The sequence below is a fragment of the Flavobacterium sp. LS1P28 genome, from assembly GCF_003970335.1.
Taxonomy (GTDB): Bacteria; Bacteroidota; Bacteroidia; order Flavobacteriales; family Flavobacteriaceae; genus Flavobacterium.
This window is the reverse complement of sequence record NZ_RYDI01000016.1, coordinates 29,667-50,759: the sequence shown is the minus strand read 5'-3', so window position 1 is coordinate 50,759 and position 21,093 is coordinate 29,667. Positions and strand designations below refer to the sequence as shown.

The 21,093-nt window shown below is 36.5% G+C and carries 16 protein-coding genes and 1 tRNA gene; 3 read left to right on the top strand and 14 right to left on the bottom strand.

Features of this window, described 5'->3' with window-relative positions:
• Positions 1-230: 230 nt before the first annotated feature.
• The 7 genes from EKL97_RS12155 to EKL97_RS12125 all read right to left on the bottom strand — a co-directional run bounded on the left by EKL97_RS12155 (position 231) and on the right by EKL97_RS12125 (position 10,539).
• On the bottom strand, positions 231-2,333 hold the full coding sequence (locus EKL97_RS12155) for a prolyl oligopeptidase family serine peptidase (RefSeq protein WP_233588584.1): 2,103 nt from the start codon (positions 2,331-2,333) through the stop codon (positions 231-233).
• Positions 2,334-2,693: 360 nt separating this feature from the next.
• A complete protein-coding gene (locus tag EKL97_RS12150; protein WP_126454339.1) occupies positions 2,694-3,251 on the bottom strand; it encodes a type 1 periplasmic binding fold superfamily protein in 558 nt (185 codons plus the stop codon).
• 22 nt (positions 3,252-3,273) lie between these two features.
• Positions 3,274-5,658, bottom strand: coding sequence for a TonB-dependent receptor (locus EKL97_RS12145; protein ID WP_126568963.1), 2,385 nt, complete (start codon positions 5,656-5,658; stop codon positions 3,274-3,276).
• A gap of 74 nt (positions 5,659-5,732) precedes the next feature.
• On the bottom strand, positions 5,733-6,077 hold the full coding sequence (locus EKL97_RS12140; protein ID WP_126457528.1) for a hypothetical protein: 345 nt from the start codon (positions 6,075-6,077) through the stop codon (positions 5,733-5,735).
• Between the two features lie 156 nt (positions 6,078-6,233).
• Positions 6,234-7,223, bottom strand: coding sequence for an aspartate-semialdehyde dehydrogenase (locus EKL97_RS12135; RefSeq protein ID WP_126457529.1), 990 nt, complete (start codon positions 7,221-7,223; stop codon positions 6,234-6,236).
• 365 nt (positions 7,224-7,588) lie between these two features.
• Positions 7,589-8,005 (bottom strand): large conductance mechanosensitive channel protein MscL, encoded by a 417-nt coding sequence (gene mscL / locus EKL97_RS12130; RefSeq protein WP_126457530.1) that lies wholly within the window; start codon positions 8,003-8,005, stop codon positions 7,589-7,591.
• A gap of 92 nt (positions 8,006-8,097) precedes the next feature.
• Complete coding sequence (locus tag EKL97_RS12125) at positions 8,098-10,539, bottom strand: bifunctional UDP-N-acetylmuramoyl-tripeptide:D-alanyl-D-alanine ligase/alanine racemase (protein WP_126568962.1); 2,442 nt, start codon at positions 10,537-10,539, stop codon at positions 8,098-8,100.
• Positions 10,540-10,762: 223 nt separating this feature from the next.
• Here EKL97_RS12125 and EKL97_RS12120 point away from each other — a divergent pair, with 223 nt between their 5' ends.
• Positions 10,763-11,368, top strand: a complete 606-nt coding sequence (locus tag EKL97_RS12120) for a hypothetical protein (RefSeq protein WP_126457532.1) — start codon at positions 10,763-10,765, stop codon at positions 11,366-11,368.
• On the opposite strand, the gene EKL97_RS12115 is transcribed toward EKL97_RS12120, so the two are convergent.
• The 6 genes from EKL97_RS12115 to EKL97_RS12085 form a co-directional block, all read right to left on the bottom strand.
• Positions 11,363-12,064, bottom strand: a complete 702-nt coding sequence (locus EKL97_RS12115) for a porin family protein (protein WP_126454357.1) — start codon at positions 12,062-12,064, stop codon at positions 11,363-11,365. The genes EKL97_RS12120 and EKL97_RS12115 overlap by 6 nt on opposite strands.
• Positions 12,065-13,103: 1,039 nt before the next feature.
• Complete coding sequence (locus EKL97_RS12105; protein ID WP_126553901.1) at positions 13,104-14,582, bottom strand: Fic family protein; 1,479 nt, start codon at positions 14,580-14,582, stop codon at positions 13,104-13,106.
• Between the two features lie 617 nt (positions 14,583-15,199).
• Positions 15,200-15,287, bottom strand: a tRNA-Ser gene (locus EKL97_RS12100).
• A gap of 60 nt (positions 15,288-15,347) precedes the next feature.
• Entirely contained in the window at positions 15,348-16,376 is a 1,029-nt protein-coding gene (locus EKL97_RS12095) for an asparaginase (RefSeq protein ID WP_126553903.1), read from the bottom strand.
• Positions 16,366-17,502 carry a 1-acyl-sn-glycerol-3-phosphate acyltransferase gene (locus EKL97_RS12090; RefSeq protein WP_126553905.1) on the bottom strand — a complete coding sequence of 379 codons (1,137 nt, stop codon included), beginning with the start codon at positions 17,500-17,502 and terminating at the stop codon, positions 16,366-16,368. The genes EKL97_RS12095 and EKL97_RS12090 overlap by 11 nt, the downstream gene beginning before the upstream one ends.
• 67 nt (positions 17,503-17,569) lie before the next feature.
• Positions 17,570-18,349, bottom strand: coding sequence for a TatD family hydrolase (locus tag EKL97_RS12085; protein ID WP_126553907.1), 780 nt, complete (start codon positions 18,347-18,349; stop codon positions 17,570-17,572).
• A 155-nt stretch (positions 18,350-18,504) separates the two neighbouring features.
• On the opposite strand from EKL97_RS12085, the gene EKL97_RS12080 reads away from it, so the two are divergent.
• Together EKL97_RS12080 and EKL97_RS12075 are read left to right on the top strand one after the other, a co-directional pair.
• Positions 18,505-18,942, top strand: a complete 438-nt coding sequence (locus EKL97_RS12080) for a retropepsin-like aspartic protease (RefSeq protein ID WP_126457538.1) — start codon at positions 18,505-18,507, stop codon at positions 18,940-18,942.
• Between the two features lie 28 nt (positions 18,943-18,970).
• Positions 18,971-19,726, top strand: a complete 756-nt coding sequence (locus EKL97_RS12075) for a hypothetical protein (protein ID WP_233588582.1) — start codon at positions 18,971-18,973, stop codon at positions 19,724-19,726.
• A gap of 55 nt (positions 19,727-19,781) precedes the next feature.
• On the opposite strand, the gene odhB is transcribed toward EKL97_RS12075, so the two are convergent.
• Positions 19,782-21,011, bottom strand: coding sequence for a 2-oxoglutarate dehydrogenase complex dihydrolipoyllysine-residue succinyltransferase (odhB, locus tag EKL97_RS12070; RefSeq protein ID WP_126457539.1), 1,230 nt, complete (start codon positions 21,009-21,011; stop codon positions 19,782-19,784).
• Positions 21,012-21,093 lie beyond the last annotated feature (82 nt).

The window sequence follows — 21,093 nt, the reverse complement described above, 5'->3', positions numbered from 1 at the left end:
TTTCGAGTAGCGTTTTTTGAACTTCTTATAATTTGTGATGTGATTGCTTTTCCGCGTGCCTCGCAACTCCTCGTAATGACAATTATCTAAGGAATCGAATGCCCTAGCCCTGATGGGAACGGCATCCTTTTCCTTCCGCCACTTTCGGCGGAGGAAAAGATACAGTGTACAGCAGGAATAAGCTCCTCCCTTCGACTGCGCTCAGGGTAAAATCGGTATCACAATTGTTATTATTCCAATTCTGGCAATAACACCACTCCCATGTTGTACAACGTGAAGGCCTGAAGATCTACATTTTCCTGGATGGTTGCCGCTACGGATTTTCCGGCGCCGTGTCCTGCATTGATGTCAATACGGATTAGTGTCGGGTTTGTTCCGGTTTGTTTTTCCTGTAATTCAGCAGCAAACTTAAAACTGTGCGCCGGTACTACTCTATCATCGTGATCCCCTGTAGTGACCATGGTTGCTGGATATTGAATCCCTTTTTGTATGTTGTGTACTGGAGAATAGCCTTTGATGTAGCTGAACATTTCCTTACTGTCCTGCGCCGTTCCGTAATCATACGCCCAACCTGCTCCTGCAGTAAAGGTGTGGTAGCGCAACATGTCCATTACGCCCACTGCTGGTAATGCAACTCGCATTAAATCAGGACGTTGCGTCATGGTAGCTCCCACTAGCAATCCTCCGTTTGACCCACCACGAATGGCAAGATATTGTGAAGATGTATATTTTTGAGCAATCAGATATTCAGCCGCTGCGATGAAATCATCAAATACGTTTTGCTTTTGCATTTTGGTTCCCGCATCGTGCCATTTTTTCCCGTACTCGCCACCACCACGTAAATTGGGTACGGCATAAACGCCTCCGTTTTCCATCCAAACGGCATTGGCAATACTGAAACTTGGTGTCAAACTCACGTTAAATCCTCCGTAACCGTAAAGCATTGTTGGATTTGTCCCGTCAAGTTTCAATCCTTTTTTGTGGGTGATAATCATCGGGATTTTGGTTCCGTCTTTGGAAGTGTAAAACACTTGTTTGGACTCGTATTGCTCGCTGTTGAAATCTACTTTTGGTTTTTCATACACTGCCGAAGTTCCGGTTGCTGGCTCGAATGAAAAAGTAGAACCCGGAGTAATATAATTCGTGAAGGAATAATACACCGTTTTTTCTTTTTTCTTTCCGCCAAAACCACCTGCAGTTCCTACGCCTGGCAATTTAATTTCACGAACTAGTTTTCCGGAATAATCATATTGTTTCACCACCGAAACGGCATCTTTCATATAATTAGCAAAGAAATACCCGCCACCTGTTGAAGGAGACAACACATTCTCCGTCTCAGCAATAAAATCTTTCCAGTTTTCCGGTTTCGGGTTTTTTACGTCTACGGTAACAATGCGTTTGTTGGGCGCATTTAAGTCAGTTTCTATGAATAGTTTTCCGCCTTCGTTTTCAATAATGTTGTTGTCGCTCTTGAAATTATCCACTATAGTCACAATAGGACTGTTTGACTTTGTCAAATCTTTGATGTACAATTCGTTTCCGTAGGTAGAATTAGACGCTGTGATTACCAGATAATGGTCATCTTCCGTAACTCCACCACCTACATAACGTCGTTTTTGGTCGGCACCAAAAATCACTTGATCCTGTTTTTGTGCAGTCCCTAATTTATGGAAATACAGTTTATGCTGGTCAGTTTTTGCAGACAATTCGCTTCCTTTTGGTTTGTCATAACTGGAATAGTAAAAACCTTCATTTCCTCTCCAAGACACACCGCTAAATTTTACATCGACAATAGTGTCTTCAATTATTTTTTGAGAAATGGCATCCATGATAATGACTTTTCTCCAGTCGCTTCCGCCTTCTGAAATGGCATAGGCAACTTTAGAACCGTCTTTAGAGAAATCTAATCCGCCAAGCGAAGTTGTTCCGTCTTTAGAAAACGTATTGGGATCCAAGAATACGGTTTCAGTTCCTTTGGCGTCTTTTCTGTACAACACTGATTGGTTTTGTAAGCCGTTATTTTTATAGTAATACGTGAAATTTCCTTCTTTGAAAGGCGCTCCTATTTTTTCGTAATTCCACAGTTTTTCCATTCTTGATTTCAAGACATCGCGAAACGGAATTTGCGCCAAATACCCGTAGGTCACTTCATTTTGGGCTTTTACCCAGGCACCCGTTTCCGCTGATTTGTCATCTTCGAGCCAGCGGTATGGATCCGGAAGTTTAGTGTCGAAGTACACATCCACGGTTTCCCCTTTACTTGTAGTGGGATAGGTTAGCGGTTTTGGATTTGGGTTTTGGCCGAAAGTCGCCATTGCAGAAGTTACAGCCATTATTAAAAAAGTGTTTTTCATTAGATTCTGTTTTAGGTTATTACAAAAATAAGAAATTAGTTAGTTTAGTAGTAGTGGGGAAGTCTTAAATAAAACCAAAAAAACGCTACTCTTTCGATTAGGATTTACTTTCAATAAGAAAACCACTGCTTCTTATATGTTGATAAAATTAAACATATAAGTCATGTAAGTTAAAAAAGCTTGATTAATAAATAATTGGTTTTAACGACAATACAACAACTACTTATATGACTTATATGTTAAATAATTAAATACTTAGGTCATGTAAGTTAAAAACCAAAAAAAACGCGACTCTTTCGAATAGCGTTTTCTAGAATGGTTGACATCAGAATGAGGTGCTTATTTGACCTGAACTGGGTATGTAATTTGTGCATCTGTTGCACCTCCTGCATTTGCAATGTTACCGGATGCAACACCTTCAGCATTTTTAATTGGCTCATGTCTCAAGATGACCACTATATTTCCTGTTGTTGCTGTAGTACCTGTCTTTAATGTAAAAGTCAACCCAATAGGCTTCCCATTAACATCGGCATCAGTATATGTAAATGCTCCAATGGCTGTTGGTGCCTGAAAGAATAGTTGGTGTTCATCCCCTTCTTCTTTTATTTCCAATGTAATGTCATCAACTGGTGACACGGACTCGTTTTGGAAACTAACAGCCCCTGTATAGGTTGTATTTACCACTAAATCCCCGGACACTGTTATCACTGGCGCGTTTGGTCCGTCGCCGTCAAGATCTCTCGAAATCATCGTAACTGTCTGGCTTCCTGATGTCAGAGTTGTAGTCACCGTTGTGATTACTTCTTCCTCATTTACTGCAATTGGATCATCATTGCTACAAGATGAAAAGATGGATATTGATATTAATGCGATTGCTAGAATTTTTGAATTTTTCATTTTATTGTTTTTTGTTTACTTTTTAATAATTGAATTTTAATTGAATTTGAAAGTTTCTACCCATTTCATCGGCAAAAAAACGTTGCCTGTTAAGATAGTCCCTGTACTTAGTGTTTAAAATATTTTGAATGGAAAACGCAATCGTTGCATTGGTTTTTCCAAAAGTCTTGAAGTTCATTTCCGAATAAAAATGCAACAATTGATACCCTGGCGGAGGTGTACTGATGTCTACCAGAACCGGAGCCAACTCATTATCTACCACAATGTTTGTTGTGAAATTATTGTTAGGAAACTGATTTTGATGCAGTACGATTTCACTTTTTAACTCGAGTTTCAAATCATGCCATTCTCTCTTTGAAAACTGAATTTTGTTACTCAGATTCAAGGGCGGAATATCTATTAAGGACTCCTTGTTTGTGATGTCTTTACCATTGACATAGGCCAAGGTGAAATCATGTTGCCATTGTTTGCTTATTTTCCAATGGGTTTGCACGTCAACTCCTGCCAATCTCGCATTGGTCTGCTGGTATTCCCACACAGGAAAAGCACCACGAATGGTCGTCTCAAAACCAACAGGACGCAAAAACATAAAATTATGGATACTATTGATAAAAGGATTCACCTCAACCGAGAAAGCAGTCCATTTTTTCTGTAATGTTGTCGATAGTTTGATTGCCTGTTCTTTGTCTAACGCTAAATCACCCAACTCGATAACCCCGGTGGAATGATGCAAACCGTCACTGAAAAACTCGGATGGATTTGGGTTTCTTGTCGCAAGGCTGATATTGGCATACCAATCCAGGTCTGCCTCAAATTCCTTGTGAAACCCTGCACTGGCTGAAATATTATGAAAAGTAAAACTAGGCTTTGTCAACCATTGATTGCCTTGTTCTCCCACTATAAAATTATCAAATTCAGGAGTATAGCCTCTTTCCTCCCATCGTGATTTCAAAAAAAACTTGGTGGCATCCACACGGGAATAATCATATCGCAATCCTGAATCTACCGAAAAACTATCCGCTAAATCATAACTGACAATACCATAGCCCCCAAATTCAACCCGATCAAAATTAGGAATCAGCGGCTTTATTCCTGTAGCCGGATTTGCAAAATTATTCTGAATAGAAGAACTAAATCCAGTTTTCAAGCTCCAGTCGTGCAATGATTTTTTATAATCAACATTAACGGCATGCGTGGTCAAATCCAAGTCTAAAGCGGCTACATCATTAAAATCTCCCCTGCGCACATCAAATTCCAATCTTTTATTAAACTGAAAAGAGTACTGTACCGCCAAAGAAGCCGTTTCATCAAAATAGTAATTGTAGTTCATTTTAGCCAAATGATGCTGTACCTTCTGCTTCGGATTTCTAATGGTGTACGTAAAATCATTGACAACTGAAGGAATTTTATTGGTAATGGAATTGTACAAATCGTTTACATTCCCGGTATGTGATGCACTTAAAATACCAATAGTCGTATTGTAAAAACTGTAGTACCCGGAAATATCATATTTTTTTCCTGTAAATTTTACATCGCCGGAAAAATTAGCTTCCCGATTCCCAGAATTAGACAACACATAATCCGGTGCTTCTCTGTCGCCTGAATACTTGAATGTTCCCAGTGCATTCCAACTCCATCCTTTATCATTTCCTTTGTGCAGACTCGAACTAATAGAACCGCCCCTGCCATTAGACGCCAAATTCAGAATAGTTTTGCCAAACAGCGTATCTTTTTTGACTGAAACTGGCTCTATAACCACTAAACCACCGACGGCATCACCGCCAAATTGAAGTCCAGAAGCCCCTTTGATCACCGTGATTTTCCCTGCAGCGTTTATATCAAAATTAGGCGCATGTTCCGTTCCCCATTCTTGATCTTCCATGCGGACATTGTTATTGATTACCGGAACTCTACTTCCAAACAAACCATTAATAACTGGTTTCACCACAGAACTTCCTGTCTTTAGACTGGAAACACCTACTATTTCTTTCAAAATATCTCCAAGCGTCTGATTGCTGAATTTTTCAATCGTTTCCGTTTTGATCTTTTGTTCCAAAATCGATTTATTCAGCGTATTGGCTTTTTGTCTGATGACTACTTCCTGCAGTTGGGCAGTGTTTTGTTTTAGAGAAAATTTCAAAATTTGGTCACCCGCTAAATTTACCAGCGTATCAACAGACTGAAAACCAACATATGACACAAATACCTTGACGGTCCCGGAAGGCAATCTCTTTATAAGATAATTACCGGAAACATCCGAAGATACCGTTTTTGTCCCAATGTGTACGTGGCTCCCGGAAAGCGGCATGCCCTCCTGAGTAGTAATTTTTCCACTAACTGTATTTTGCGAAAAACCTACGGTGCAAAACAAACAGAAGCAGAAAACAATATAAATTTTTGTTTGCATTTTCCTCGTTCAAAATATATAAACATATGAATCACTTCCAATATTTGAAATGATGTATTGATGTGGATATTATTTTAAACCTGAGGAGGAGCTCGAAGCGCAAAAAGGCTTCCTTTAAAGAATTGTGTAATTTGTTTTGAGATAGCCGAAGAATTACTTGAATTCATCTCTATTTTATATAACTCAAAAGACTTTACATCCGAAGATGTGAAACTGCTAATTGTAAAATTACATAAATAACAGCTGTCAAATTTATGATGTTGATGTGTAATTTCTGCGGCAGAAGTATATTTATGCTCACATTTTTTTTCAGAAAATTGCTTTACTATATGCTCATAACTATGTAGGGATTGAATCAGTATTGAAAACAATACCGCAATCATTAATACAAGGTTTACTATAGAAAATTTCTTTTTCATGCAAGGCAAATATAGGCATCCTAATATAAAAATCCATTTGTTTTTCACAAAATATAGCTTTTGTTGAAACAAATGGATTTAAAATTGACTTACTATAAACATTTTTCTCATCCTCGAGCAGGAGAAAACAAGTCGCTATCTTGGATCTAAAAAGTATTATACCAATTTGGCTGCGATCAAATATTCAGCAATCTGGATGGTATTTGTCGCTGCTCCTTTTCTCAAGTTGTCCGCAACAATCCACATATTTAAAGTATTTTCTTGGCTTTCGTCCCGGCGAATTCTACCTACAAAAACGTCATCTTTTCCTTGCGCATACATTGGCATTGGGTACGTGTAGGTGTCATTATTGTCCTGTACGACTACGCCATCGGTATGATGCAAAATGTTTCGTACTTCGTTTACATCAAAATCGTTCGTGAATTCTACGTTTACCGCTTCACTGTGTCCGCCTACAATTGGCACCCGTACCGCAGTCGCTGTAACAGCAATTGTATTATCGCTTAATATTTTTTTGGTTTCACGTACCAATTTCATCTCTTCTTTCGTGTACCCATTTTCTTCAAAAGAATCACATTGTGGAATCGCATTTCTGTGAATTGGATATTTGTAGGCCATCTCACCCTGAACGCCTGCGTATTCATTTTCCAATTGTTGCACTGCTTTTACGCCTGTTCCAGTGATGGATTGGTAGGTAGAAACAATGACCCGTTTGATGTTGTATTTTCTGTGCAACGGAGCCAGAACCAATACCATTTGAATGGTAGAGCAATTTGGATTTGCAATGATTTTATCTGCGGCGGTCAATTCTGTTGCATTGATTTCCGGAACGATTAATTTTTTAGTCGGATCCATTCGCCAAGCCGATGAATTATCGATAACGGTTGTTCCTGCTGCTGCAAATTTTGGAGCCCACTCCAGTGAAGTGTCGCCTCCTGCAGAAAACAAAGCAATATCTGCTTTCATATCTACTGCAGTTTGCATGCCTACCACTTTATATTTTTTGCCCTTGTATTCAATTTCTTTACCCACTGAGCGCTGTGAAGCAACGGGAATTAACTCGGTTACAGGGAAATTTCTTTCTGCCAAAACTTTCAACATTACTTCGCCAACCATTCCGGTAGCTCCTACAACTGCTATTCTCATAGTATATTTTTAGTATTACTTCGTCCGTTCGCCTTTCAGGCTCGGGTGAATATTAAATTTGAAGTACAAAAGTAAGTAATATTGAAATCAAAACAAGGAGGTTAACAAAAAATAACAAAATGTTATATTTTCAACAAATTAAAAGACAACCTCAAATTTCCCATTAAAAAATCTGCTCTTTTTTAATCGCAAACCTATAAATAGTATTTTAAACCATTAAGAGATTAAGAAAACTAAGTTGTAAAGTATTTCTCCCGGCACCTTATTATGTTAAGGATGAAAATCATCTTGTTTTATATAACCTTTTGAATAAAGAAAAAAAGGCCTCTTTTCCAGAGTGGTTTATCTAGATACTGTAGTCGAAATTACTTTTTCAATAAATCTCTAATCTCAGTCAGCAATTGTTCCTGTGTTGGCCCAGCTGGAGCAGCGACGGCAACAACTTCCTTTTTCTTGGCCTTTTCAGCAGCTCTTAAAACCACAAAAATAAAGAATGCAATTATTATGAAGTTGATAATGGCTTGGACCAAATTACCGTAGGTGATCACGGCGGCACCTGCAGCTTTTGCAGCAGCCAGGGTTTCGTAACTATTTCCGTCTAAGGTGATAAATTTTTGGGTAAAATCAATTCCTCCGGTTAACAAACCAACAACTGGCATTATGACATCATCAACAGCTGAGCCTACAATTTTGCCAAATGCTCCAGCAATAACAACCGCAGTTGCTAAACTTAAAACGTCTCCCTTCATCAAAGAGGCTTTGAAATCACTAAAAAATCCCATAATTTATTTTTTTAGGTTAAAATTTACTTCTGACAAACGAATTTAATAAAAATTTTAAAAGTAGTAACAGCCCTTTCTTCTAAATTTAATCGCTACCTATAAAACACGCGTTTCACCCGTTGCGAAATACTGGTCAAAATTTCATAGGGAATTGTATTTAATTTCTGGGCTATAAAAGAAACCGTTGGATTTTCGCCAAAAATAAGTATTGAATCACCTTCTTTGCATTCAATGCCGGTGACATCAACCATCAGCATGTCCATACAAATACTCCCAACGATATAGGCTTTGGTATTTTTTACCATAACAAATCCCAAACCATCTCCCCAGCCTCTGGAAATCCCATCAGCATATCCTATGGGAATTGTAGCAATTTTTGTTGGTTTTTCGGCTACAAATCGGCGGCCATAGCCTACGCTTTCTCCAGCAGCAATCGTTCTTATTTGTGAGATCACGGATTTTAGTGTCCCCACATTTTCGAGTTGCTTTTGTTCTTGGGCATCATTTGAAACTCCATAAAGACCAATTCCTAGCCGAACCATATCGTATTGCGAATCCAGAAAATTGCTTATTCCAGAGGTGTTCAGGATGTGACGCAAGGGTTTTATTTGCAATTCAGACATCAATTTAGAGGATACTTTCTCGAACAAATTAATTTGGGAATGAGCAAAATCCATGTGTTCAAGATCATCGCTCGTAGCCAAGTGTGATAAAATACTTTTTATTTGCACGGTACTGTTTCCTCTTAGCGCAGCTATCAGTTCATCGAGGGTATTTTCTTCAAAGCCCAATCGATGCATGCCGGTATCGAATTTAATATGAATTGGAAAATGCTTTAAATTTTTTTGTTTTGCTATTTTCAAGAACGCATATAAACCTTTTAAACAGTAAATTTCCGGTTCCAACTGATGTTGAATAATAGCCGAAAAACTAGTATTCTCTGGATTAAGGACCATAATAGGCAAATTAATGCCCCCGTTTTTTAATGAAATTCCTTCATCGGCAAAAGCCACGCCCAAATAATCTACTTTATGATGTTCCAGTAATTTAGCAATTTCGAGTCCGCCGTTTCCGTACCCGAATGCTTTTACCATAACCATAATTTTTACTTTTGGTAGCAACTTTGATTTAAAAAAATTCAGGTTGTAACTAATAGCATTCAGGTTGATTTCTAGGACCGTTTCATGTGTCTTCTCCTCTAATAAATATACAATTTCTTCAAACTGGAACGATCTCGCCCCTTTTATCAAAATGGTTTCATTACCAAAGTCCAAGTTTTCAAAATCAGCGACAAATGCAGCTGTGTTTTGGAAAGTACTGCAGTTAGCAAACTTGTTTTTAAATGCTGAAATGGTTTCGCCAATACCAATTACCCGCGTAATCCGGTTGGAAACAATTAGCTCAGCCACCTTCGAGTACAACACATCGTTAGGCAAACCGCTTTGAAAAATATCAGATAGAATGACTGTTTTCTTTTTATACTGTTTTTGACTTTCAAGAAAATCCAACGCAATTTTTAAGGATTGAAAATCAGAACTGTAACTGTCATCAATAATACTGCTATTGTTGATTCCGTTTTTGACTTTCAATCGCATTTCTACCGGATACAACAACTCCATGCGGTTTTGAATCGTTCTGTCATCGTATTTAAAATACAACAAAACCATCAAACAGGAAATTGCATTTTCTATCGACGCCTCATCCTGAAATGGTATTTTTATGTCAAACTTGTTGTTGTTTTGTAGCACCGTCAAAACGGTCTTGTCTAAAACTCCCTTTTTAGTAATCAGAACCGAAGCCTTAGCATCGTTATAACTCCAGCAAAAAACGGCGGTATCGGGACGGATCAACAAATCAATTGTTGGATTTTTATGATAAATAATGACTTGGACATCCTGGAAAAGTTTCAATTTTTCTTTGATTTTGTCACTGATATCAGCAAAACCTTCGTCATGTGCCGTCCCTATATTCGTGAGAATTCCAATCGTAGGTTTAATGATTTTTTCGAGTTTTTCCATTTCTGAAACCGTAGAAATACCGGCTTCAAAAATTCCTAAATTGTGTTTTTCATTTATCGCAATCACAGACAGCGGAACACCAATTTGAGAGTTGTAACTCTTTGGACTTCGGATAACGTTATAATCCGGACTTAATAAAAAATTAAGCCATTCTTTGACTATCGTTTTACCGTTACTTCCCGTGAGCCCAATGACAGGAAAATCAAAGAAACTGCGATATGCTGCGGCAAATTGTTGCAAAGCCAACAAGGTATTGGTCACTACATAAAAATTAGCTTTCCCTTCACAATCTTCAGGAATATGGGTAACTACAAAATTCTGGACGCCACTTGCAATTAAATTTTTGAGATAAAGGTGCGCATCCGTATTGGCTCCAACCAATGCAAAAAACAGCGTTTTCGGGCCATTTTGCAAAGAACGACTGTCTATAGAAATAGAATCAATAGCCATCGTACTGCTGGTTCCAATAAACTTTGCGGGGATATTTTGTATGCTATTTAGAATTTTTTTGCTCATGGAATAAAAAAAAGATTGAGGTGAATTTCTTTTTTGAAAATGATACTTTCAACAGGCTGTTTATTTGCAAAACTTCCTCAAAAATAGCACTTCTTTTCAAAACGAAGCGACAGATATACGATAATTATGAGCAATTTCGTTTATTAAAAACAAGAAACTCTTTTGATATGCTTTACTAATTTTGACAGATTACCTATATTTGTTTGATACAAAATCAAAACTATTGAAAAAAACCCTTCCCCTTTTCTCTTATATTTTCCATCCAATATTCATTCCGGCAATGGCAACATTGTTCTACCTTTTTTTTAATGGATCTGATTTTGTGAGTCAAGAAAAGATATTCATTTTTTTTCAGGTGTTGATTGTGACGGTGTTAATTCCTGTTTTGGCCTTTTTTCTCTTACGCGCTACAGGAAATATAGATTCCATAATGGTTTCTAAAATATCCCAGCGTAAAATACCCTTAATACTTCATTGTTTCTTGATCATCTTATTAGTTCGAAAAAGTATCACTATTGATTCCTATCCAGAGTTGCATTTTTTTTTATTGGGGGGACTTTTGAGTTCATTATTAGCTCTAATCCTATTATTTCTGCAGATAAAAGCAAGCCTGCACATGATAGCTTTCAGCTCTTTGACTGTATTTATCATTGGATTAAGCCTGCACCTTCAAATTCAAAACATTTTTACCATTGCATTACTACTACTGTTGAATGGCGTGGTCGCGACTTCTAGACTGGAAATGAAAGCGCATACCATTAAAGAACTCCTTTTAGGTTTTGTTCTGGGAATTATTCCACAATTGCTTCTATTGGTTTTATGGCTATAAAATATAAAATACTATGCCAATATTTAATGCTTTCATGGTAATTGACTTGTCTTCTATTTTTGCCGATTTGAATATTGAATTTAAACCATAATAGGCATACAAATTAATTGTATTGTATCCTGCAGAGACATAAGCCCCGTATTGTAATTTATTAAAATCTTTATTTCCTGTAACCACCACTTTGCCTTGAGCACTATCAAAAACGGACTTGTCGTAGAGCAAATAACTAAACTTTATTCCTGTATAAATGCGCCAAAATTTATGGCTTTCATAAGTAGAGGTTCGCCATCTAAACTCAACAGGAACATCAACCGAAAGTAGGGAAAACTTATTTTTATTATAATCCCTATTGGCATCAATCAGGGCATAAACTGGCATACCGTCTGTTGCAGAAATGGCTATGTTTTGATTGTAATTATTATATGTAAATCCAATACCGGAAGCTATTGCAACGGTTCTCTTTTTATTTAAAGGCATATCCCGCAAAAAACCACCTGACAAACCCGACGAAAATTTGCTTTGTGACAACCCCGAAGGGCCGTCCGTCAATATATTGTAAGTGATCCCAAAATAGAACTGATCCTCACGATACAAGGAATCCACTTTCATAATTAGAGTATCTTGTGATGGTGTATTTTCCTGAGAAAAAACAGTAGCAACCATTAGCAGCAGAAAACAACTAAGAAAAATTCGCATAATTTTTTGGTTTTAAATCGCTCAATGATTCTATCAAACACCCTTGGCTTCCAATTCTCATTAAAACGATACAAATATACCCTTTTGATCGTTTTGTGATAAATAACAACCACAAATAATCCTTTTTAAGACCTTTAAAGATAAAAACGCTCTACAGTTCTTGCAGCCACGGAATTCTATTTGACAGAAAGGACTGAACTACCCTTGTTGACCTAAAGGAAGGACGGCTCACAAAAAATTAATACTGGTATTGCCTGCTGATCTTTTTTTGTTTACTCTCTTGACAAACTAAAAAATTGACCACGCCCTAAAACAAAAAATGCTCCCCTTTTAGGAAGCATTATTTCATCGCAGAGAGGAAGGAGTTGTTTGTTTTTATAAAGTGTCTTAAAATAAGGCTTTGCAAAGCTTTTATTTTAAGTGACACCTCAACTGACACCTCTCAATATGTTAGCAAATTGTTCTAAATTTCAATTATTCAAATATAAGGATTTTTTTGCTGGAATTAATGATTAATTATAATAATTTGAACTGGTTAGACAATATTTTTTGAACTGGTAAAGTTCAAAATTTAGTTGCCTAAAATTTAATTTCTATCCAATTATCAAGGGTTCAAATTGTTCAATTTTTAGGCTGGTGTATTGGCAAAATTCCTCAATAGATACAAACTCATTTTGGAGCTTATTGAGCTCTTGTCTGATTTTTTGAAGCAGTCTAATACTTTGACGATAACTTTTTCCTGTTATGCGTTGTATGTCTTTCGGGTAGATACACAATCTCTTGTTTTCGGTTCTCATACTCTATCTATAGCTTTGATTGGGCGTTGCCTAACTTGAAACCTCTATGATTCAAGTTCTGGCACTCAATAAAAATAGTAAATAATTCCTTTCGTTCAGAAGCGGCAATTTACTTCTATTTATGATGAGTATTTCTGCCATTTATGTCACAAAGTGACACATGGAATAGTGATGTCTTTTTTATGTGGTTTAATTGACTAAAATTTGTTTCATAATCAATCGAAAGGATTGCCCGTGTCTTTTTATACGATAATCTTTAATTTGGCTTCGTCGTGTTCTTTGAAAGCGTTACTTGAGTTTAATTGCAATTCTAAATCTTCCATAGTATCTGCTTTTAATGTTGCACTAAAATCTTGTGCTCGTTGTAGCATTTTTATATAGGCTAATGGATCTTGTTGCCTTGTTAATCTTCGTAAAGCTCCTAAATAATCATCACGATATACTGTTGGAATTATTATTCTTGTTTGTTCAGCTTTGACCAATTCGGCATTCATCATTACTCTTGCAATTCTTCCGTTACCGTCCAAAAATGGGTGTATTTCACTTACCATAAACATAATGTAAGCTGCTTTTGCAAATGGGTCTGTTAGTACTTTGTAGAAATCAAACCCTTTTATTAATGTGCCTTTTACTAATTCGAAATCGACAAAAAATGTTTCTCCAGCACGATTGTTTTTATCTTTAAATACGCCTGGCATTTTTGATATTCTTGCTTCCAAAAGTAATCGATGTCTGTATTGAAGAATGCTAATGAACTCTTCCGGAGAAGTTGGCGTAACATTCATTTCGATTTTATTACTGACCAATTTATACGTTCCTAATATGTCGTGTGAATCTTCATCACGATTGAACATTGGGGTATCGGTTTCGATAATGTTTTTTGCTTCAATCACTTCAAATCGAGTTCCTTCAATATAATTTGAAAAATAGGCTTCAAAAAAAGCGAAATTTTGAAAAGCTGTATTAGTTGTATTTCTATCTATCGCATTTTTGAATTCTCTTTGCTTTAACTCTAAAAATAATATCTCAAACAAATCTATTCTTGATTGGTCATAAGGATTTCCAAATGCTCGTGCAATGGCTCGTGGAGACGATAATATTTTGGAAGGCTGTGTAGATAATAAGGCACTAATTAGTTTGTTTAATTTCTCAAACTCACTTTGCATTCTTAATTTATCGGCGATTACTTTTGCGCTATCTCTAATTTGATTTAGTCCTTCTTCGCCTTTAACTTGTACTATTTTCTCTAGTTTGTTTTCGAGTTCAGCAATTGAAATAGTTTTAGATTCTGGACCCGATTTTCTGGACGGTTGTAGGTTTTCTAAAAATGCTCTTTCTTGTTGTGAAACAAATAACTCCCCCGAAAATGAATTGTCACCTTCAATTGCTCCAATACCTTCCATAAAACGAATGGTTATTCCAGGCAACTCTATTTTTTTGGTGTAGGTATAGGTAACAAATATTTGTCCTGTTGCAGTTGGTTTGAATTCTATTGCGGAACGGTGGCTTAATAATGCACCGGGATATAAATTGCCCAGAATAGAAAAAATATTTCTTTTGATAATAACCTCGTCCGTATCAATAAAATTGGAAGTAAAGATACGAGGAGCAATTTTTTTAATTTTACCTGTACTTTCAAGCAAAGCAATTTGTTTTCTTACTTTTTTATCGCTCGATGAATAAATAATTTCTTGAAGGTGTGTTGGGACAAAATTTTCCATTAGTGGTGCTTTATTGAAGCAAAACTATACTTTATTTTCCACTAAAAAGTATTTATCGGGCTTTTTTTTCCATTATAAACGAATGTTGGGGTAGGAATGGGTGTTTTTTTCCAGTAATAATTATAGTTTTTCTAAACCAGTTAGCCAAGTTTGTAATTCTTCAACAACTAAATCAGTTTGTGGAGTATTAGCTGGAAATAGAACATCAATAAAACGATGCAAATATGTTAATCTTACTGTATTATGTAAATTTATAAATTCCCATATTGTACGGTGACACGTACATAAATAGGGCAGATGCCATCATTATTGACTTTTGATCTCTTTATATAAAAGAGAACGGATACGGCTATGTTCATGGTTGGTGACCTTTTAGTTATTATTAAATTTAAACTTTGTAATTCTTCCAAACAAGATGTTCAAATAGTGAAAAGGTATTTGAACAAATGTTGAACTGGTATCTTTTGAGATAGGTGTCACTTAAAAAATATAATTTCAGTGACACCTCAAAAGACACCTAAGTTTTGAGATTTAATGAATAATTTGATTTACCGTAAATGAAAAAACCCCACTAAATCCTAGAATTTAGTGGGGTTTGCTTCTTTTTGTATTTCTACTGGCAGAGAGGAAGGGATTCGAACCCTCGATATGTTGCCATATACACGCTTTCCAAGCGTGCGCCTTCAGCCACTCGGCCACCTCTCTATTTCATTACGGCTGCAAAGAACACGAAAAAAAACGAGTTAGAAAAGTAAAATCTAAATATTATGTCATTTCTCCTCGTAAAGAAGTTTCAAAAATAGTTTTGAAGTCTTTTGGGGCTATTTTTTTGCTCAATAAATACATCAATTTTGTGATTCCCGCCTCGGTGGTGATGTCTTTTCCGGAAATCACACCAATTTCTTTCAGTCCGGTACTGGTTTCGTATTGCCCCATACTGACACTCCCGCCAGAACATTGGGTAACGTTAACAATATGTAACCCGCCGGCAATCGCTTTTTTCAAGAGGTTTAAAAACCAATCCTCTGTAGGTGCATTCCCAGCTCCGTAGGTTTCTAAAACAACACCTTTAAGATTCGGAATATTTAAAATAGCGGATAAAACTGCTTCACTGATTCCAGGAAACATCTTGATAATGGCAACATTATTGTCTAAATTTTTATGCACTTTGAATTCCTCCGTTCCTTTTTTAGGCAAAAACAATTCAGGATTCAACTTTAAATGCACCCCAGACTCCACCAATTCCGGATAATTTGGAGACGTAAATGCTTTAAAATGTTCTGCATTAATCTTTGTAGTTCTATTGCCTCGGTATAATTTGTATTCAAAATAAAGACACACTTCACTGATAACCGGATGATTATTATTTTGCAGAGAAGCTATTTGAATGGCTGTAATCAGGTTTTCTTTAGCATCGGTACGCAAATCCCCTATGGGTAATTGTGAACCGGTAAAAATAACTGGTTTTGACAAATTTTCAAGCATAAAACTCAGCGCTGAAGCAGAATACGACATAGTATCGGATCCATGAAGCACAACAAATCCATCAAATGAAGTATAATTATCTGCAATAATTATAGCCATTTTTGCCCATTTTTCAGGATTCATGTTCGAGGAATCTATAGGATTTTCAAAAGAAACGGTTTCGATCTCACAATCCAATTGTTTCAATTCTGGAATTCGCTGTAACAATTTACTAAAATTGAATGCCTTAAGGGCTCCTGTTTCAAAATCTTTTCGCATACCAATAGTTCCTCCGGTATATATTAAAAGTATTTTGGCTTTATACAACATCGTGGTATTTTAATTTGTTCACAACTGGATTTGCATACATGGCCAAAAAACTTTCAAGAGCCACTGGATTGTCATGATCAATTCGCATTTCCAGTCTGCGCTCGAACAATGATTTTTCATTTTCAGTATACAAATGGGAATATCTATCGGTCTTATTTACAATATCAAAAGCAATAAAATTCGTTGGCCATAATTTGTAATTACTCAATATGGCATTATCAATTACTTGTGCCAAAGCTACTATTTGCTTATTTGAGTTCTCGTTTTCTGCAATAATGGCATCAATTTCAATATCTAAAACTTTCCCAACATGAATGTGTATTCTCTTCTTTTGCCCTAGAGCACCACTCAGAATCGTCATGAAATCTTCATTCTTTTCCTTGACATACACTTCATTATTGGCTTCAGCCATCAATTGTGGCATTTTCAGAGCATCAGTAGGATCATACTCGTACGAAATAGATACGGGTACAATTTTAATTTTCTTGAAATAATCCATTAAATTCTTTTCATCAGAACCCATACCCACCATTTTCAAAACACCCGGATTGGTCTCATCCTTGCCGTCTTTCGTTCTTCCTTCTCGCTGTGCTATCCATACAGAACGGTTTTCATGAAGCAATAAATTCCCTATATATTCCGACAATAGTTTTGAACTCTGCAGCATTTCTCTTGGAGTCAATCCCCGTTGTACTAAAAAATTACGGTTCAGTTTTGCCAAGGTATTCAGAAACGATTTTTTTACTAAATTATCCCCAATCGCTGAGGCTGTCATCACTAACCCATGTTCAAATAAAGCTGTGTTTAATAACGTAGTATCCAAAAGGATGTCCCGATGATTTGAGACAAACAAATAAGAAGTGTTTTTCTTTAACTTTTCAAAACCGGAAGTGGTCATTCCTTCTGAACTTTTTTCTAGTATTCTTTGAACCGATTGGTATATAAAATTACATTGAAAATCCCGAATGGAGTGCGTTTTCCTGAGTTGTTCTTTCCAAACTTCGTCAGCAGCACCCGGAAAAGTAAAGTTCATCAATGCTTTCATCATTGGGTGATTAATCACATCTTGAAGTGCTTCGTTTATTTCGGAATCATAAAATGGCCGAATAGCGTCAAATTTCTGCATTGTTGATTTTTCTATATTTGTGTGGGCAAATGAACAAAAAAAAAGTCAAAATAAAGTGAATTCTACTTTAAATCCCAAAAATAGCTTTAGAATTCTCGGTGGTTCGCATTGCTATTTCATGTGTTGAAAGGCCATAAATCTGGGCTAACTTATCGACTACGCTGACTATATAACTACTTTCATTCCTTTTTCCACGAAAAGGAATTGGGGCTAAATATGGGGAATCTGTTTCTAAAACAAGATGCTTTATATCGATCTGTTTCAAAAATTGATCGATTTTTCCGTTTTTGAAAGTAACAACCCCGCCTATTCCAAGCTTCATATTATACGAAATTGCCCTTAAAGCTTGTTCATACGTTCCAGAAAAACAATGAAAAATACCAAATAAATCATCCGATTTTTCTTGTTCCAGAATTTCGAAAATTTCATCAAATGCATCCCGACAATGAATCACAATAGGTAACTTATATTCTTTAGCCAATTGAATCTGCTTTTTGAAAGCAATTTGTTGCTGAGGCAAATGGGTTTTATCCCAATACAAATCGATCCCAATTTCACCAACAGCGTAGAATTTTCTTTTCGCCAGTTCGTTTTCCACATGCTGTAATTCTTTCAGATAATTCTCTTTCACATACGTGGGATGCAAGCCCATCATCAAGAATACGTTTTCAGGATACTTTTTTTCTAAAGTATACATGGATTCCGTGCACGTCGAATCGATTGCCGGAATAAAAAAACGCGAAACCCCCGCTTCAATGGCGCGTTGGATCATTTCATCTCGGTCTTGATTGAATTCCTCAGAATATAAATGAGTATGGGTATCGGTAATTATTACTTTTGTTTCCAAGTGTCGTCTTTTAAGAATACAAAATTACAAGAATTAAACTAGTCAAAAAAATGGTTTAACAAAGATTGCGACAGAAAAAAGATTCCAAAACTGCATACAACAACTTGTATCTTTGTAAAAGGGACACTATAATTCCGAAAACAAATTCTGCCTAGATGAAAAACCTCCACAAAATCCTTAAAAAAGAAAACTACAAAAAAGTAAAATTTAAGATTACTAAAACCCAACACCTTTTGATTAAAGCCAAAATCAACGGTATCAAAGGAAATTTCATTTTAGATACAGGTGCTTCAAGTAGTTGTATCGGATTTGAATGTGTTGATTTGTTTCTATTGGAAGCTAAAAAATCAAAAACTAAAGCTTCAGGAGCTGGAGCTTCCGGAATGTTGACACAAATAGCTACAAAAAATCAATTGCAACTAGGCACTTGGAAAGACAGTGCTTTTGACGTCGTAATTTTCGATTTATCTCATATAAACGAAGCTTTAACACAACACAAATCAAAACCCGTTCATGGAATCATAGGAGCCGATGTTTTAATGAAAGGAAAAGGAATCGTGGACTATTTTAATTATTGCTTATATTTACAATAGAAAAACGACCTTAAAACCTTAAAGAAACATGAAAAATATTTTCAAAAAATTATTGGTATTTATGGGACTACTTTTATTTTCTTGTTCTCCCGCCGACTTAACTAACGAAGATGAAACAATAACTAATTCAGATTCCAACAATCTCAGTATTTTAAAAACCAGCTATTCAAAAATTTGGGACTTCGATAATTTAACGGAATGGGAAGATGCTACTCAAGTTGGCAATCCAAATTACTGGATTGAAAATGGGAATTTACGTATTTTCACAAATCCAAATACGTGGGAAAGATCAAAAGTAAAAACGATTTCAAGTTTTGCCGCTGGAACCTATAGCTGGAATGTTTATATCCCCGAAATGGGCGTTGGTGACATGGCTAGCATTGGAGCTTTTTTATATAATAATGACACACACGAACTCGATTTTGAGATTGGCTATGGATCACAAGCCATTCGAAATCAATTAGCAGCAGAACCAGACGATCTTATCGTATACATGATCTCACAGGGCTATCCGTTCCAATCTGTTCAAAGGAAAATCAAAAGAAGACAATGGTATAATCTTACACTACAATTATCCCTTACTTCTAATGGGCGATACAATGTAAGTTGGAAAATCAATGATGCAATTATGGCAAGTGTCCGACTTAATTATGGTAAAAACACCAAATTTAACATCTATTGCAGTGTCGAAAATTTACAATTTATAGGCGACCACATTCCGAAAAGCCAAAATTACGCACTTTTTGATGTTGTGGAATTCAAAGGAATTTTAATAAAAAAATAAAAAATCCGTTTAGTTTTAGAACTAAACGGATTTTTTATTTTACGAATTAATTCAATTACAATTCTAATGCTTTTTTAGGATTGTTCTCTAACAATAATTCCATTGGGTTTTCTAAGGCTTCTTTTACGGCCACCAAGAAACCAACAGACTCACGACCATCAATAATTCTATGGTCATAAGACAACGCCACATACATCATTGGGTGAATTTCTACTTTTCCGTTTACGGCAATTGGGCGCTCGATAATGTTGTGCATTCCAAGAATTCCTGACTGTGGCGGATTGATAATTGGCGTACTCAACATACTTCCAAAAACACCACCGTTAGTAATCGTAAACGTTCCACCAGTCATATCATCCACTGTGATTTGTCCGTCACGCGCTTTAAGGGCTAATCTTTTAATGTCGGCTTCAACTCCACGGAAAGTCAAGTTCTCCGCATTACGAACTACAGGAACCATTAATCCTTTTGGTCCTGAAACTGCGATAGAAATGTCGCAAAAATCGAAAGCGATCTTATGATCCCCATCCATCATTGAGTTTACATCTGGAAATAATTTTAATGCTCTGGTCACTGCTTTAGTAAAAAAAGACATGTACCCTAAACCAATTCCGCCATGTTTTGCTTTGAATGCGTCTTTGTATTCATTCCGAATCAAGTTGATTGGCGTCATGTTTACTTCATTAAAAGTAGTTAACATGGCTGTTTCGTTTTTAGCAGCCACTAATCGTTCTGCCACTTTACGACGTAACATTGATAATTTTGAACGTTCTGATCCACGAGACCCACCGGTAGGCGTCCCCATTGAAGGCGCCGCATGTACGGCATCGTCTTTAGTGATTCTTCCGTCTTTTCCAGTTCCTGTTACTGAAGTTGTTGCTATATTTTTTTCGTCTAATATTTTTCGTGCTGCTGGAGATGGAGTTCCTGAAGCGTAAGTTGCTGCTGCTACTGGAGCGGCTTTTGGCGCTTCTGTTTTAGTTTCCACTTTTGGCGCTTCAACTGTTTTTGTAGCTTCAGCAACTGGCGCATCGCCTGCTGGTTTTACGCCGTCCGTATCAATGTGACAAACTACTGCTCCTACTGCAACTGCATCTCCTTCTTCCGCTTTCAAAGTAATTATTCCGCTCGCTTCTGCTGGCAATTCTAATGTTGCTTTATCAGAATCAACCTCAGCAATGGCTTGGTCTTTCTCTACATAATCTCCGTCTTTTACCAACCAAGTTGCGATTTCAACTTCCTTTATAGATTCCCCTGGTGATGGGACTTTCATTTCTAAAATCATGTTCTATTATTTTAAATTATGAATTTTAAGTTTTAAATTGTTCTTGAACAACTTATGTGTGTTAGATGTATTGTTTTTTAGC

Bases quoted from the DNA above. Each gene is read 5' to 3' on its own strand.
- EKL97_RS12075 (WP_233588582.1), top strand. From the start codon at position 18,971: ATGAAAAATATTTTCAAAAAATTATTGGTATTTATGGGACTACTTTTA.
- EKL97_RS12125 (WP_126568962.1), bottom strand. From the start codon at position 10,539: ATGAGCAAAAAAATTCTAAATAGCATACAAAATATCCCCGCAAAGTTT.
- EKL97_RS12135 (WP_126457529.1), bottom strand. From the start codon at position 7,223: ATGAGAATAGCAGTTGTAGGAGCTACCGGAATGGTTGGCGAAGTAATG.
- EKL97_RS12150 (WP_126454339.1), bottom strand. From the start codon at position 3,251: ATGAAAAATTCAAAAATTCTAGCAATCGCATTAATATCAATATCCATC.
- EKL97_RS12145 (WP_126568963.1), bottom strand. From the start codon at position 5,658: ATGCAAACAAAAATTTATATTGTTTTCTGCTTCTGTTTGTTTTGCACC.
- mscL (WP_126457530.1), bottom strand. From the start codon at position 8,005: ATGGGATTTTTTAGTGATTTCAAAGCCTCTTTGATGAAGGGAGACGTT.
- EKL97_RS12090 (WP_126553905.1), bottom strand. From the start codon at position 17,502: ATGCAGAAATTTGACGCTATTCGGCCATTTTATGATTCCGAAATAAAC.
- odhB (WP_126457539.1), bottom strand. From the start codon at position 21,011: ATGATTTTAGAAATGAAAGTCCCATCACCAGGGGAATCTATAAAGGAA.
- EKL97_RS12105 (WP_126553901.1), bottom strand. From the start codon at position 14,582: ATGGAAAATTTTGTCCCAACACACCTTCAAGAAATTATTTATTCATCG.
- EKL97_RS12155 (WP_233588584.1), bottom strand. From the start codon at position 2,333: ATGGCTGTAACTTCTGCAATGGCGACTTTCGGCCAAAACCCAAATCCA.
- EKL97_RS12080 (WP_126457538.1), top strand. From the start codon at position 18,505: ATGAAAAACCTCCACAAAATCCTTAAAAAAGAAAACTACAAAAAAGTA.
- EKL97_RS12095 (WP_126553903.1), bottom strand. From the start codon at position 16,376: ATGTTGTATAAAGCCAAAATACTTTTAATATATACCGGAGGAACTATT.
- EKL97_RS12140 (WP_126457528.1), bottom strand. From the start codon at position 6,077: ATGAAAAAGAAATTTTCTATAGTAAACCTTGTATTAATGATTGCGGTA.
- EKL97_RS12115 (WP_126454357.1), bottom strand. From the start codon at position 12,064: ATGCGAATTTTTCTTAGTTGTTTTCTGCTGCTAATGGTTGCTACTGTT.